Source organism: Arthrobacter sp. MOO21, assembly GCF_057369995.2.
This window is the reverse complement of the sequence record NZ_CM170671.2, coordinates 1,409,212-1,424,168: the sequence shown is the minus strand read 5'-3', so window position 1 is coordinate 1,424,168 and position 14,957 is coordinate 1,409,212. Positions and strand designations below refer to the sequence as shown.

The 14,957-nt window shown below is 67.9% G+C and carries 13 protein-coding genes; 8 read left to right on the top strand and 5 right to left on the bottom strand.

Translation table 11 applies throughout. The features are described from left to right. The first annotated feature begins 89 nt into the window (after positions 1–89). The 3 genes from AC2JAJ_RS06575 (at position 90) to AC2JAJ_RS06565 (ending at position 1,690) form a co-directional block, all read left to right on the top strand. Positions 90–416 (top strand): rhodanese-like domain-containing protein, encoded by a 327-nt coding sequence (locus AC2JAJ_RS06575; RefSeq protein ID WP_221384635.1) that lies wholly within the window; start codon positions 90–92, stop codon positions 414–416. After that, complete coding sequence (gene pheA, locus AC2JAJ_RS06570; RefSeq protein WP_486416445.1) at positions 416–1,393, top strand: prephenate dehydratase; 978 nt, start codon at positions 416–418, stop codon at positions 1,391–1,393. Before AC2JAJ_RS06575 ends, pheA begins: the two co-directional genes overlap by 1 nt. A gap of 93 nt (positions 1,394–1,486) precedes the next feature. After that, the gene (locus tag AC2JAJ_RS06565; protein ID WP_221384637.1) at positions 1,487–1,690 is read left to right on the top strand and encodes a hypothetical protein; all 204 of its coding nucleotides are present in this window, start codon (positions 1,487–1,489) and stop codon (positions 1,688–1,690) included. A 29-nt stretch (positions 1,691–1,719) separates the two neighbouring features. Here the strand turns inward: AC2JAJ_RS06565 and AC2JAJ_RS06560 are convergent, their stop codons facing one another. Then, entirely contained in the window at positions 1,720–2,799 is a 1,080-nt protein-coding gene (locus tag AC2JAJ_RS06560; protein ID WP_221384638.1) for a diacylglycerol/lipid kinase family protein, read from the bottom strand. An 89-nt stretch (positions 2,800–2,888) separates the two neighbouring features. On the opposite strand from AC2JAJ_RS06560, the gene serS reads away from it, so the two are divergent. The 4 genes from serS to AC2JAJ_RS06540 all read left to right on the top strand — a co-directional run bounded on the left by serS (position 2,889) and on the right by AC2JAJ_RS06540 (position 7,236). Next, a complete protein-coding gene (serS, locus tag AC2JAJ_RS06555) occupies positions 2,889–4,169 on the top strand; it encodes a serine--tRNA ligase (RefSeq protein ID WP_486416446.1) in 1,281 nt (426 codons plus the stop codon). A gap of 152 nt (positions 4,170–4,321) precedes the next feature. Then, the gene (locus AC2JAJ_RS06550) at positions 4,322–5,335 is read left to right on the top strand and encodes a hypothetical protein (protein ID WP_486416447.1); all 1,014 of its coding nucleotides are present in this window, start codon (positions 4,322–4,324) and stop codon (positions 5,333–5,335) included. A gap of 235 nt (positions 5,336–5,570) precedes the next feature. After that, positions 5,571–6,470 carry an HAD family hydrolase gene (locus tag AC2JAJ_RS06545; protein WP_486416448.1) on the top strand — a complete coding sequence of 300 codons (900 nt, stop codon included), beginning with the start codon at positions 5,571–5,573 and terminating at the stop codon, positions 6,468–6,470. A gap of 181 nt (positions 6,471–6,651) precedes the next feature. Further along, entirely contained in the window at positions 6,652–7,236 is a 585-nt protein-coding gene (locus AC2JAJ_RS06540) for a histidine phosphatase family protein (protein ID WP_486416449.1), read from the top strand. 23 nt (positions 7,237–7,259) lie between these two features. Here the strand turns inward: AC2JAJ_RS06540 and AC2JAJ_RS06535 are convergent, their stop codons facing one another. After that, on the bottom strand, positions 7,260–7,859 hold the full coding sequence (locus AC2JAJ_RS06535; protein ID WP_486416450.1) for a hypothetical protein: 600 nt from the start codon (positions 7,857–7,859) through the stop codon (positions 7,260–7,262). A 166-nt stretch (positions 7,860–8,025) separates the two neighbouring features. Then, positions 8,026–10,272, bottom strand: coding sequence for a catalase (locus AC2JAJ_RS06530; RefSeq protein WP_486416451.1), 2,247 nt, complete (start codon positions 10,270–10,272; stop codon positions 8,026–8,028). 108 nt (positions 10,273–10,380) lie between these two features. Between AC2JAJ_RS06530 and AC2JAJ_RS06525 the strand changes: the two genes are divergently transcribed. Continuing rightward, complete coding sequence (locus AC2JAJ_RS06525; RefSeq protein ID WP_486416452.1) at positions 10,381–12,807, top strand: phosphoketolase family protein; 2,427 nt, start codon at positions 10,381–10,383, stop codon at positions 12,805–12,807. Between the two features lies 1 nt (position 12,808). Here the strand turns inward: AC2JAJ_RS06525 and AC2JAJ_RS06520 are convergent, their stop codons facing one another. Further along, on the bottom strand, positions 12,809–13,558 hold the full coding sequence (locus AC2JAJ_RS06520) for a DUF429 domain-containing protein (protein WP_501053420.1): 750 nt from the start codon (positions 13,556–13,558) through the stop codon (positions 12,809–12,811). Positions 13,559–13,565: 7 nt separating this feature from the next. After that, positions 13,566–14,909, bottom strand: a complete 1,344-nt coding sequence (locus tag AC2JAJ_RS06515; protein ID WP_486416454.1) for a carboxylesterase family protein — start codon at positions 14,907–14,909, stop codon at positions 13,566–13,568. Positions 14,910–14,957: the final 48 nt, after the last annotated feature.

Below are 14,957 nucleotides of genomic sequence, written 5' to 3'. Positions count from 1 at the left end.
AACGGCACCCAGCCCAACGGGAAACGGCACCCAGCACAACGGAAGGACTAGGCTTAATGCTGACTCTGATCCGCCACGACAGGACTCCGATGAGCGATTTCCAGACCGTCCCCGTCCACGACATCCCGGCTGACGCCGTCATCCTGGATGTGCGGGAGGACTACGAATGGGTTGCCGGGCACGCCGAAGGCGCCCTCCACATCCCGATGGACCAGATCCCGGCGCGGCTGGGGGAACTCGACCCGGATGAGGACCTCTACGTCATTTGCCGCACCGGCGGCCGCTCGTTCCGCGCCGCGCAGTGGCTGACTGCCCAGGGCTACACCGCCATCAACGTCTCCGGCGGCATGGACCAGTGGCTGGAGGACGGCAAGCCGCTGGTCTCCGACAACGGACTCAAGCCGATGGTCCTTTAGTGCAGCCTGCTCCCACCTACGCCTTCCTGGGGCCTGAAGGAACGTTCACCGAGGCAGCCCTGATGCAGGTTCCCGGCGCCGCGGAGGCCACCCGGGTGCCGGCGTCCAACGTCAATGCTGCGCTGGACCAGGTGCGTTCCGGGTCCGCGGACGCAGCGATGGTCCCCATCGAAAACTCGGTGGAGGGCGGCGTGACAGCCACGCTCGACGCCATCGCCACCGGCCAGGAACTCCGGATTATCCGGGAGGTCCTGGTCCCCATCAGCTTCGTCCTGGTGGCGCGCCCGGGTGTCCGGTTGCAGGACGTGCGGCGGGTCTCCACCCACGGCCATGCCTGGGCGCAATGCCGGCTGTGGATGGACCAGAACATACCCGGGGCGGAATATGTCCCCGGGTCGTCCACCGCGGCCGCGGCCCTGGGCCTGCTGGCGGACGGGAGCCACTATGACGCAGCCATCTGCGCACCGCTGGTGGCCGAGGAGAACCCCGGCCTTGAGGTGCTGGCCGAGAACATCGGTGACAACCCGGGCGCCGTGACCCGCTTCGTCCTGGTCAGCCGGCCCGGCGCGTTGCCTGCCCCCACCGGCGCTGACAAAACCACCCTTGTGGTGCCTCTTCCCGAAGACCGCCCAGGGGCCCTGATGGAGATCCTGGACCAGCTCGCAAGCCGGGGGGTCAACCTCAGCCGCATCGAATCCAGGCCCACCGGGCAGTATCTGGGGCATTACTTCTTCAGCATCGACGCCGAAGGCCACGCCTGCGAGGCGCGTGTGGCCGATGCCTTGGCCGGGCTGCACCGCATCAGCCCGGGGACGCGCTTCCTTGGCTCGTATCCCCGCGCGGACAGGCAGGCCACCGTGGTGGCCGCGCACACGTCCGACGATGCCTTCGCCGCAGCGAGGGCATGGGTTGGGTCCTTGCTCCAAACGGAGTTCTCCGCAGGTGAAAGCGGTTCCGCAGCTTCGCCCACAGCGTAGGCGAATGCCCTTCGGAGTACTTCCGCGGGCTGTGGACAATGCGTATGCTTGCTTGATCCACATGGGGGAGGGCCCCAACGAAGGGAGCGGGTCATGACCAGCAGCACTGACAACGACGGCCAGGGGATGATCGTCAACCCCAAGCCGGCCAAGGAGAACCAGGACTGGGACGGGGACGACGCCGACCGCGCCGACCGCCTGCGCTTCGAAGAGGAGCAGGCCATGATCCGCGAACAGTCCGAGGCCCACGCCGCCGCCAAAGCTGCCGCCCAGGCCGCGAAGGAATCCGGCGCCTGACGCGGCGCCCAACCTGAGCTGCAGCCAGATTAGCGAGCCACCCCGGCACCGCTGGCAATCTCCCCGCGTACCCTTACCAACAGCGACCGCGGCTCCACTTGAACCGTGAGCCGCGTCGCCTCGCCTGCCGTATCGCCGTCGAGCTGGGTAGGCATGGGCTCGGGGCACTTGATCAAAACCTTGCCGGACCGGTAGACGGTCATGATGGGCAGTTTGCCGCTGTGCTTGAACATGATCTTCACGTACATCAGCAGCCAGCCCAGGGCGCTGCGGGGACTCATCACCACCACATCGAGCATGCCGTCGTCGATCATTGCCTGCGGGATGAAATCGATGCCCCCAGGCACGAGGCCGCAATTGGCGAACAGCACGCTGCGGATGTTCCGGACCTGTTCCGGACTATCGTCCAAAGAGATGGACACCTTCTTGCGCCGCCCCGGCAGGTGGCGCATGCCCGCCTCCGTGTAGGCAAGCCAGCCCACGGCCCTCTTCAGGCCGTCGTTCGTGTCGGCGAGGACTTCGGCGTCCATGCCAATGCCGGCAATCACCGTAAACACGTGTTCGGAGTAGGTGCCCGTGCGGGAATTCTCGATGGCCATCCGGGCTGTATCGATGTAGCGCTGGCGGCCGAACAGGGCGGTCTGGATGTTGCCGTGCAGGTCGTTGACGTCCAGGTCCACGTTCCTGGCGAGGAGGTTTCCCGTCCCCAATGGAATGAGGCCCATGGCCACGTTGGTGTGGGCGAGGGCCTCAGCCACCACGCGCACGGTACCGTCGCCGCCGCCCACCAGTACGACGTCGGGCTTTCCCACCAGCGCCGCCTGCATCTGGGTGAAGCCCGGGTCCTCAGCCGTTGTCTCGTAGAAGACCGGTTCGTCCCAGCCGGCAGTGAGGCAGGCCCGCTGGATGGCTGCCTTCGCCTCGTCCGCCCGCGCCTTGATGGGGTTGATCAGGACGGCCACCCGCTGCTGCGCCAGCCCGGAATCGTAGGCTTCCCCGGCCACTGTGCTGCGCATGTGCAGCGCCTTGAGCCGGCGCACACCCCACCAACTGGAGATGGCGAAGGCAAGCGCCACTCCGATCAGCAGGTACAGAATCCAGTCGCTCATGGTGCTTCCACAGTAGCCCGGCGGACGGCGCGCTGGCCCCACCGCCCCAGCCGCCCGCCGTCGTGCACGGTATTGGATACCCTTGTCTGGTGATCGACGTAAAAGACCTCAGCGAAAACCCGGACAAGTTCCGTGCCAGCCAGCGCGCCCGCGGCGCCGACGAATCAGTGGTGGACGCGATCATCTCCGCAAACTCCGCCCGCCGCGAGGCCCTGCTCCGCTTCGAGAACCTCCGCGCGGAGCAGAACGTGTTCGGCAAGAAGGTGGCGAAGGCCAAGGGGGAGGAGAAGCAGGCACTGCTGGCCGAGGTGAAGGAGCTCGCCAACTCGGTCAAGGCTGCCTCCGCGGAAGCCGATGCCGCGCAGACCAAGCAGGAAGAGCTGCTGCGCACCATCCCCAACCTCATCGAGGACGGCGTTCCCGAGGGCGGCGAGGACGACTACGTCGTCGTCAAGACCGTGGGCACGCCCCGCGAGTTCCCCGACTTCGAGCCCCGCGACCACCTGGAGATCGGCGAGCTGATCGGCGCCATCGACATGGAACGCGGCGCCAAGGTTTCCGGCGCCCGCTTCTACTTCCTCAAGGGCGTTGGCGCCCGGCTGGAAATGGCGCTGCTGCAGATGGCCATGGACCAGGCCATCGAGGCCGGCTTCATCCCCATGATCACCCCCACGCTGGTGCGTCCGGAAACCATGCAGGGCACGGGCTTCGATGTAAAGCACGACGCCGAGATCTACCGTCTCGCCGAGGACGACCTTTACCTGGTGGGCACCTCCGAGGTTGCCCTGGCCGGTTACCACGCTGACGAGATCCTCGACTTCTCCGCAGGCCCCATCCGGTACGCCGGCCAGAGCTCCTGCTACCGCCGCGAAGCCGGATCCCACGGCAAGGACACCCGCGGCATTATCCGCGTGCACCAGTTCAACAAAGTGGAGATGTTCATCTACACCACCGTTGAAGAGGCCACCGCGGAGCACCAGCGGCTGCTCGCGTGGGAAGAGGAGATGCTGGCCAAGTGCGAGCTGCCCTACCGTGTGATCGACACTGCCGCCGGCGACCTGGGCATGTCCGCTGCACGCAAGTACGACTGCGAAGCCTGGGTGCCCACCCAGGGCGCGTACCGCGAGCTGACGTCCACCTCCAACTGCACCACGTTCCAGGCCCGCCGCCTGAACATCCGCGAACGCGTGGTCAACGCGGAGGGCGTCTCCAAGGGCACCCGCGCCGTGGCCACCCTGAACGGCACCCTGGCCACCACCCGCTGGATCGTGGCCCTGCTTGAGCACCACCAGAACCCTGACGGCTCGGTCAACGTGCCCAAGGCCCTGCAGAAGTACCTGGGCGGCCTCGAGGTCCTACCGGTCCTGTAGGTTTCGGCCCTGCCTCCGGCGCTCCCGGGCTTGTTCGCGGATCCGCACCATTCACGGTTCTGATCCGCGAACAAGCCTAGGTGGGGCGGCCGCTGTCCACATAGGCGTATCCGCAGGCGCTGTGCGGCACGGTTGGACTGCATGCTGTGGGGATGGAGACACCGCCCGGACTGATCGACACCGCCGCAGTCCTGCGCTCCGGTGCCACTACCGACCGCATTCACCGCGCCTTCAAGGCCGGGCAGCTCGTCCGGATCAGGCGCGGTTTCTACGTCGCTACCGGGGATTGGCTGCGGGCGGTCCCTTCCCAACGCTTCGCGTGGACCACGACGGCGGTTGCCAGGTCGGTCAAGGGTGCGGTTTTGTGCGGGGAAACGGCGGCCCTGGCCAGCGGCCTGCCGACGCTGGGGACGCCGCCCTGCGTGGAGCTTGCCACGGCTCTCCCTGGCCGTAGCGGCGTGCGGAAGTCGCCGCTTTTGGTTCTCGGCGCGGACGAAACTGCCCGGGAGGTGCGGCGCACGCGTTCGTATCCGCTGCGGTACCGGCTCATCACCGGGCTCGAACCGGTGCGGCACGGGGAGTTCCTGTGTTCGGGGCTGATCGAAACCACGGTGGACGTCCTGGCCTCGGCCGGGCTGGACCGGGCCCTCGTACTTGCCGACGGCTTAGCCCGGAAGCTCCTGGCGGACCGAACCCTGGAACCAGGCGCGCCGCTCTTCTCGCTGCCGGCCGTAGCTTCGGGCATAGCTGCCCTTCCGTCAGCGGCTGCCCAGCGCCGTGCCGAGCGGGTAGCCCGCCTGGCCAGCCCGCTGCCGGAGTCCGTCGGGGAGTCCTACAGCCGGGCCGTCTTTGATTTTCTCGAGTTTGAGCAGCCCCTCCTTCAGAAGGTCTTCACGGACAGCGACGGCTTTATCGGCCGGAGCGACTTCTGGTGGCCGCGGCAGGGCGTGGTGGGAGAGTTCGATGGCAAAGGCAAATACGTGCAGGCCGCGCTGCGCGGCGGGATCACCGCGGACGAGGCCGTGTACCGCGAGAAGCTCCGCGAGGACCGGATACGGGCTTTAGGCCACGGCTTTGGCCGCTGGGGATGGGCCGACCTGCAGCATCCGGAGCGGCTCCGGGCCAAACTCCTCGCCGCCGGCCTCCGCCCCGGCACCCGCTGCTAGCTCCAGCGACCCGCCGGTAGCTCCAGCCGGACCCGTCATAAGCTTGTTCGCGGATCCGGGCCTTGAAGGGCGTGTTTTGCGAACAGGCTTATGAGCCCCGGGAGGCACGGCCGCCAGCCAAGGCGCTCCGCCCGAAGGTGCGGGAACCCGCAGTTAACCACCAGTTAGCCAACAGTTCCGTAAAGCTGTGTCCTGCGTCCTAGCGCCTGTCAGTTACCTCTGGTTCACTGTTTCAATGACAACGCTGACTGAAACCTCAGTCGCCGGCAACGATGACCGGCGGGATAACAACCAGAACAACACCAACGCCTTCGCAGGCCGCAACAGCTCCTTCGCCAGCATCGACCAGAAGCTGATGGTCGCGCTGGACGTGGACGGCACCCTGGTGGACCACGACGGCCACATGACGTCGGGCGTTCGGGAAGCAGCGCAGGCGGTGGTCGCCGCCGGGCACGAGGTGATGATCGCCACCGGCCGGTCCCTGAATGCCACGCTTCCCATCATTGAAAAGATCGGCATCGAGCGCGGCTACGCCGTCTGCTGCAACGGCGGCGTGACCCTTCGGCTCCACCCCGGCCTGGAGAACGGCTACGAGGTGATCCACAAGGCCACGTTCGACCCCGCCCCTGCGCTGCGTGCGCTGCGTGAACGGCTTCCGTCCGCCAAGTACGCGCTTGAGGACGCCGACGGCAACTTCCTGTCCACCGAGCGCTTCCAGGACGCCAGCTTCGGCGTGGAGGCCGTGGGCGTTGACTTCCACACCATGCTGGAAGCGACCGCCGTGCGCGTGGTGGTGTTCAGCACCGAAAACACGCCCGAGGAGTTCAACGAGGCCATTGACCATGTGGGCCTCGCCGGGGTGACATACTCCGTGGGCTGGACCGCGTGGCTGGACATCGCCGCCGCAGGTGTGACCAAGGCCAGCGCGCTGGAAAGCCTCCGCCTGAGGCTCGGCATCGAACAGCACCTGACCGTGGCGGTCGGGGACGGACGCAATGACATCGAGATGCTCAGCTGGGCGGGCCGGGGCGTTGCCATGGGCCAGGCTCCGGCCGAGGTCATCGCTGCCGCCGATGAGGTCACCCATTCCGTGTTCGACGACGGCGCCGCCCACGTCCTGCGCAGCCTGCTGTAAGGCGCTGCAGGACGCCCCCCGCTGCCGCGATTCCGGTGCCCGCCCGCGGCCAAGGCAGAATAGAAGCCATGACCCTTACCACGTTCGCCCTCGTCCGCCACGGCCTGCTGTAAGGCGCTGCAGGACGCCCCCCGCTGCCGCGATTCCGGTGCCCGCCCGCGGCCAAGGCAGAATAGAAGCCATGACCCTTACCACGTTCGCCCTCGTCCGCCACGGCCAGACCGACTGGAACGCCGAGCGCCGGCTGCAGGGATCAACCGACATCCCCCTGAACGACGTCGGCCGCGGCCAGGCGCGTGACGCCGTCGCCGTCCTTGCGCCGTACGAATGGGACGCCATCGTCTCCTCGCCCCTGAGCCGCGCCGCCGAAACCGCGGACCTGATCGCCGAAGGCCTGGGCCTGGCAGTGTCGCGCCGTGTCCCGGAACTCACCGAGCGCAGCTTCGGACCGGCCGAGGGGATGCAGGCCGGCCCCGAACTCGATGCCCTGCGCATTCCCGGCGGCTTCAAGGGGGCCGAGAGCGAGGACGAAGCCGCAGACCGCGGCCTGGCTGCGTTGGAGGCCCTCGCGGAGGAGTTCCGCGGCCAACGGCTGCTGGTGGTCACGCACGGGACCCTGCTCCGGGTCAGCCTCAGCCGCGCCACCGGCAAGACCCTGGCCAGCGTGGACAACGCCGTGCTCAACCTGGCCCACCACCACGCCATCGACGGGTGGAACCTGGAGTACTTCAACGGCGAACCCGTGATGGCGGCAACCGGCAGCTAAGCCACGCAGGCCACCAGGCCGGGTTACCCTGCTTCGAGGATCAGTGCCAGCAACCTGGCGGCGGCCGGTCGGGCGGCATGTTCTTCGTTCCACTGGGCGCGGGCCACGGCTTTGCTGACCGCCTGCGTGGTGATGCCCAACTCCTGGGCCACGGCTTTCTGCTGGCCGCGGACTCCGGGGGTAAGCAGGTCCAGCACCCGCCACTCCGCATCGGAGCGTTCACGCACGATGAGGCCCAGCAGCCGCAGCACGGCCTCGGCGTCGTGGGCGACGTCGGCCAGTGGCCCCTCCACCGCCACGGGAACCCTTTCCTTGCTGCTGCGGAGCCGGTCGACAGCCCGCCGCGCATACACCAGGCCGTGGCCTGATGCGTCCTTGACCTGGTTGGGCAGCGGCTCGTCCACCGGCCCCGCACCGATGCCGACATACCAGGAGCCGCTGCGCAGCGCGATCAGCGCCGCGTCCACCGCCTGGTGCGGGCAGTCGACGATCCCCTGCACTTCGTCCTCCACCGAGCGGTCAAAGTCCAGGCGCGCGGGGATGTGCCGCAGGGCCTTGAGCAGCTGCGGAACCTGGTCGCCGTCGCGCCGGCTGTCCGTCTGGTTGATGGTCAGGGTGAACATTCTGGGTACACACTACCCGGAAGTAGGAACTGTGGGACCGCCGGTATTACGGCTGGTGGGCCGCCTGTGCACTTCCTGGTGGCGGCGCAGCTGAGGGTCCGCGCCTGGTGCTGCGGACCCTCGGCCATCCTCCGGAGGAATGACCTCCGGCAGTCAGTTTTCCTGCTCAGTCGCCGGCCTGCCCGGCTGCCGCACCGGCTGCCGCGCCGGTTGCCGGGAAACGGTCCCAGGCGCGGTGGGCGGCGAGGAGCCCGGTCAGCGCAGCGGTGACTTCCGCTGCGCTGTCCCCGGCAGCGATGCCAACCGTTTCCTGCCGAATGCCGATCGCCTCAAGAACTGTGGACCCGGAGCCCCAGACGCCAATGGCTTTGGCGTGGCGGTACGCCTCGGAGAGCATGAGGGCGACGCGCGGATCGGGGGCTTCAACCGGTTCCCCGGCCTTGGCGTCACGCCCTGCTGCGGCGTCAGGCGCAGGCTGCTTGGCTCCGGCGACGATCAGCGCGTCGAACTCGGTGGACCGCGCCGTGAGGAAGGTCCGCTGCACCGTCACCGAAAGTCCGTCGGAGGAAAGCACGCCCCCGGTAGGTGCGATGACCAGCGGAACCATGCCCTCGCCGTCGAGCGCTTTGCGGGCAGCCTCCACCTCGGCCAGGTCACTGGCCGAATCGGCGATGATGCCCACCACGCGCCCGGCAACCGGCCAGGTCTCACCCACCTGGGACACGGCCGGGCTGGGGTCCCGGTCCGGGACCTGCTCGGTGGCCTCCGGCGCAGGCATGCCCAGGCCGGCAGCGACGGCGGCGCAGAGCCCGGCGTCGATATTCGCCAGGGCCTGGAGCTGCCGTTCGCGGATTGCGGTTTCGTAGCATTTGCCGAGCTCGAATGTGTACGCCTGGATGACATGGTCCTGCTCCACCGCGCTCAGGCTCCGGAAGAACAGCCGGGCCTGGCTGTAGTGGTCATCGAAGGATGCCGGGTTGCGCCGTTCCTTGATGGATTCCGCAACTGCCTCCGGCACGTCCACGAACGCGCCCATGTCCTGGCCGGCCAGGAACGGGCACCCGCCATCCAGGGAATTGGGCCGGTACGGTGCAACACCGGCGTGGTCCGCAGTCTGGTGCATGCCATCGCGGAGCATGTCGTTGACCGGAGCGTGCGGCCGGTTGATGGGGATCTGCGCGAAGTTCGGCCCGCCGAGCCGGGAGATCTGGGTGTCCAGGTAGGAAAACAACCGGACCTGCAGCAGGGGGTCGTTGGTGACGTCGATGCCCGGCACCAGGTGTCCGGGGTGGAAGGCCACCTGCTCGGTTTCAGCGAAGTAGTTGGTGGGGTTCGCATTGAGGGTCATGAGCCCGATGGGCTGCACCGGCGCGAGTTCCTCGGGGACGAACTTGGTGGGATCCAGCAGGTCGATGCCCTGGAACATCTGGTCTTCGGTGTCCGGGAAGGTCTGGATGCCCAGTTCCCACTCCGGGTAGGCGCCGGCCTCGATGGCGTCGGCGAGGTCGCGCCGGTGGAAGTCCGGGTCCATGCCGTTGATGATCTGGGCTTCCTCCCACACCAGCGAGTGCACGCCCTGTTTCGGCTTCCAGTGGAACTTCACCAGTGTGGTGTCACCGGCGGCGTTGACGAGCCGGAACGTGTGGACGCCGAAGCCTTCCATGGTGCGGTAGGACCGGGGGATGCCGCGGTCGGACATATTCCACAGAGTGTGCGCCTGCGCCTCGGTGTGGAGCGACACGAAATCCCAGAAGGTGTCGTGCGCGCTCTGGGCCTGGGGAATTTCCCGGTCCGGGTGGGGCTTGGCCGCGTGGACCACGTCCGGGAACTTGATGCCGTCCTGGATGAAGAACACCGGAATGTTGTTTCCCACGAGGTCGTAGGTGCCCTCGTCCGTGTAGAACTTGGTGGAGAACCCGCGGGTGTCCCTGACCGCGTCCGCGGACCCGCGGGAGCCCAGCACGGTGGAGAACCGGACGAACACCGGAGTTTCGACGTCCGGGGCAAGGAAGCCGGCGCGCGTGACTTTGGCAGCCGTCCCGTAAGAACGGAACACACCGTGCGCCCCTGCGCCCCGGGCGTGGACGACGCGCTCCGGGATCCGCTCGTGGTCAAAGTGGGTGATCTTCTCGCGCAGGTGGTGGTCCTGGAGCAGGATGGGACCGCGGGTCCCGGCTTTCAGGGAGTGGTCCGTATCCGGCAGGCGGAGCCCCTGGGCGGTGGTCAGGTACTGGCCGGACTGGGCGCGGGCGGTGGCGGGCGCACCCGTCGGGCTACCGGTCGGTGACACGGCTTCGGGACCGCGCTGGTCCGGCTTTGGCGGCAACGGCTCCCGCGGGGTGGTGGGCTCTTCAAGCGCCGGAGGCTCACTGGACGGAACTCCGGGAATTACAACGTCGTCTTCGGCTGGCATGTCTATCTCTCCCCACAGTAGATTTGCCCCAGCCCCCATACCGGGAAGCTAAGCTTACTTACTACCCTACAGGCCGCCTGCGGCGGCACACCCGACGTAAGGATGGTTATGGCCGGCAGCGCAGGACAGGATGTAAAGCCGCAGGACGGGACGCAGCTGGATGACATGCGGCCGGAAGAACTTGAGCTCGTTAACAAGTGGTGGCGGGCCGCCAACTACCTGTCGGTGGGCCAGATCTACCTGCGGTCCAACCCCCTGTTGCGGGAACCGCTCCGGGCGGAGGACACCAAGTCCCGCCTGCTGGGCCACTGGGGCACCACCCCCGGACTCAACTTCGTCTATGCCCACCTGAACCGCGTCATCCGCCGCGACTCAGCCGAGATGCTCTTTGTTGCCGGCCCCGGCCATGGCGGCCCGGCCGTCGTCGCCAACGCCTGGCTGGAGGGAACGTACTCCGAAATCTATGCCCATGTGGGCAATGACGAGGCCGGCCTTGCAGAACTCTTCCGGCAGTTCTCGTACCCCGGCGGCATCCCCAGCCACGCCGCTCCCGAAAGCCCCGGCTCCATCAACGAGGGCGGTGAACTCGGATACTCCCTGGCGCACGCCTACGGCACGGTACTGGACAACCCCCAGCTGGTGACCGCCGTCGTCATTGGTGACGGCGAGGCCGAGACCGGCCCGCTGGCCGCCAGCTGGCACTCGCACAACTTCCTGGACCCGGCCGCGGACGGCGCCGTGCTGCCCATCCTGCACCTGAACGGCTACAAGATCGCCAATCCCACCATCCTGGCGCGCATGCCGCAGGAGCAGCTGGAGCAGCTGCTGCGCGGATACGGCCACGAACCGCACTTCGTCACGGTCGCGGACCCGGACGACACCGAACAGGCGCACCGGGACTTTGCCGCCGTCCTGGACCGGTGCCTGTCAGAGATCCGGGCCATCCAGGACGCCCACCGCGCAGAGGGGGAAGGCCGCGAATCGGGGGAGGGCGGACACCGCTGGCCCATGATCGTGCTGCGCTCGCCGAAGGGCTGGACGGGCCCGCGGGAGGTGGACGGGCTGCAGGTGGAAGGGACATGGCGTGCCCACCAGGTGCCGCTGTCCGAGGTCCGGACCAACGGGGAGCACCTCAAGCAGCTGGAGGAATGGCTGCAGTCCTACCGCCCGGATGAACTGTTCGACGGCGACGGCAGGCTCCGTCCCGACGTCGCCAGGGCCGCGCCCACCGGCGACTTCCGGATGAGTGCCACGCCGCACGCCAACGGCGGCCTGCTCCGGCGGGCCCTGAAACTGCCCGCCTACCGGGACCACGCCGTCGAAGTCCCGAACCCCGGCACCGAACGGGTCAGCCCCATGATCACGCTGGGCTCCTGGATGCGGGACGTGATCGCGCAGAACATGGAGAACTTCCGGCTGTTCGGGCCGGACGAGACGGCATCGAACCGGCTGCAGAACGTCTACGAGGTCACCGACAAAGTGTGGCAGTACCGGATCGACGACGTCGACGAGCACCTTGCGCGGTCCGGACGGGTCATGGAGGTGCTGAGCGAGCACCTGTGCCAGGGCTGGCTCGAAGGCTATCTGCTCACCGGCCGCCATGGGGTGTTCAACTGCTACGAGGCCTTCATCCACATCGTCGACTCCATGTTCAACCAGCACGCCAAATGGCTTAAGGTGCACCGCACGCTGTCGTGGCGCCAGCCGGTGCCGTCCCTGAACTACCTGCTGTCCTCGCATGTGTGGCAGCAGGACCACAACGGTTTTTCGCACCAGGACCCGGGCTTCATCGACCACGCAGTGAACAAAAAGGCCGAGATCATCCGGGTGTACCTGCCGCCGGACGCCAACACCCTCCTGTCCGTCATGGAGCACTGCCTGGACTCCACCGACTACGTGAACATTGTGGTCAGCGGCAAGCAGCCGTCACCCACGTGGCTGGGACCGGCCGACGCCGCGAACCACTGCAGCCGCGGGCTGGGTATCTGGGAGTTCGCGGGGTCCGAGGTGCCGGGCGAGGAGCCCGACGTCGTCCTGGCCTGCGCCGGCGACGTTCCCACCGTGGAGACCGTGGCCGCGGCGGAACTGCTCAGGGAGGGTGCGCCAGGCCTGAAAGTCCGGGTGGTCAACGTGGTGGACCTGATGCGGCTGCAGGATGCCAGCGAGCATCCGCACGGCCTGCCGGCCCGGGACTTTGACGGGATCTTCACCAACGACAAGCCCATCATCTTCGCCTACCACGGCTACCCGGCGCTGATCCATCGGCTCGCGTACCGGCGGACCAACCAGCAGGGCCTGCACGTGCACGGCTACCAGGAGGAGGGGACCACCACCACGCCGTTCGACATGGCGATGATGAATCGGATCGACCGCTTCACCCTGGCGATCGACGCGATCGACCGGGTGCCGGGCCTCGCCGAACAGTATTCACTCCTGCGCCAGGACCTGCAGGACCGGCGGAACCGCTGCCGTGAACATACCCGCACCCACGGCGAGGACCCGGAGGAGATCCGGAACTGGAAGCTCGGCGGGTAGCTTACCGAAGTCCGTCAAGGGCGCAGGACGGAAGGTGGATCCATCCCTCGCTGCGGGCTGCCTCCGCGTGGCCCCCGTCCGGCTGGAGGGTGAGCCCGCGCGCCACCGCACGCGCGGTGAGGGAGGCGATGACGGCGTCGAACATGTCGTCCGAGCCGGCCAGCCTGTCCCGGTACCCGCCCAGGTCGAGCCAGGGCGCCCGCTCCTCAAAGGCCGCCAACAGGAGGCCAAGGCGATCGGCTTCGGGGATTCCCCGGCCCTTGTAACCGCGCCCGTTGAAGCCCCAGATCTTCAGCGAGGCCGCCGGATACACCTCGGCGAGCCGCCCTGAACCGTCGCGCTGCTGCGGGCCATGGATGGCGGCGATCTTCGCCTGGATGACGGCGCAGCGCATGGCGGGGTGGGCCAGGCGGTCGGCGGAGACGCTCAGCGGGATCAGCCCGGTGTGCGCAGTGGTGAAACGGTCGGTGTCGCGGTAGGCGAGCAGCCGCCGGCCCGCGATGCCGTCGTGCGCCAGGACGGGGCCGCCGTCGAAGTTCCGGTGCCCGGTAAGGAACGGGATCAGCGCATCAGGCCAGCCCACCGGGCAGTCGACGCCGGTCATGGCGCAGGCGCCGAAGAGGTCCACGATTTCCTGGTCGTCCACGTCCAGGGACAGGTGGGTGAGCCGGGCCAGGCTGTCACTCCAGTCGATGACAGCCACCGCGGTCTTCTTCGTGGCTGCCGCGAGGTCCACGCCGAGGGTCCTCACGGGGTTCTCAGGCAGCCTGGTACCGCAGGACCCCGGGAATTTCCCCGGCTGCGCCCAAGTCCGAGCCACGTGCGAAACCGGCCCACAGCGCCCGCAGTTCACGGCCTGCTGCTTGCACATCCTCCCAGCGGGCGCCATCGGTCAGGCCCACCCCGTCCCAGGTCTTCTTGCTGCCGAGCAGCAGGGGAAGGTCCACGGTATGGGCGGCGCCAAAGATGTTGCCGGGCGCATGCCAGTCCAGGACATAGCGGTGCACTTTTCCGCCCGCCTTGGCATGCCGGCGCGCAAACTTCCGGGTTGCCCGCCCATACACCGTCTCCGTGACAACCCAGTCGATGGCCCGGACGGCCGCGGGACCCACCACGGGAACGCCCGCCAAGCGCATCAGGCGCGGGCTGCGGGGGAGGAACAATCGGGCTTCCTCCGAGGTATGTCCGATCAGGACTTCGATGGCAGGGGCAGTCCGGTTCCAGGCCGCCTCTATTTCGGACTCCTCGGGGAGCGGATCGTGGCCGTACTGGGTGCCGAACGGCATGGCCGCCAACATGCCGAACTTCTTGGCCACTTGCGTAACCTGTGCTTCGAGAGCCACCACATCCATGGCGGGCGTCTGCTCCGTGACGCCGTCGGCCGCGATGCCCATGGCGTGGTTCATCTTGGCCCGGCCCCGGGTAATGCCCAGCGGCGCGCTCTGGATGATGGCGCGCTGGAAAAGTGTGGGCGCCTCCGGCGTGGCCATCAGGTGGGCGATTGCATCGCCCCCGGCGGACTGGCCAAACGCGGTGACCCGGCCGGGATCGCCGCCGAAGGCGGCGATGTTCCGCTGCACCCAGCGGAAGGCCTCCAGCTGGTCGAGGAGCCCCAGGTTGCCGGGACGCCCGGCAGGCGTCGCCAGGAACCCGAACAAACCGAGCCGGTACGTCACCGAGACCACTATCACCCGGTTCTCGGCCACCAGCCGGGCGGGATCGAAGATCGCCAGGTCACCGGATCCCGTGGTGTAGGAGCCGCCGTGGATCCAGACCATGACGGGCAGCTTTTCGTCCCGAGAGAGATCGCTGGGCATGGTGATCGACAGGTTCTGGCAGTCTTCGCTGCCGGGAAGCTCGCCGTACTTGGTGCCCAGGACATCGTCCAGGAACGGGACCGGCGCCTGCGGGCAGGCCGGCGCCAGGGACGTGGCGGCGAATTCGGCGGTCCAGTCCGGCACTGGCGCCGGCGGCTGGAACCGCTTGGCGGTGGCGTAGGGGATGCCGGTGGCGCGGAGGACGTCGCCGTCGCGCCATCCGCTGATGGGGCCGCAGGGAGGACGGAACAACAGCTGGGAGGTCAGGGCTGGCTCGGAACTCACAGCCCCACCATGCCACAACTTCCTGAAACAACGACGGCGGGTGCCCGG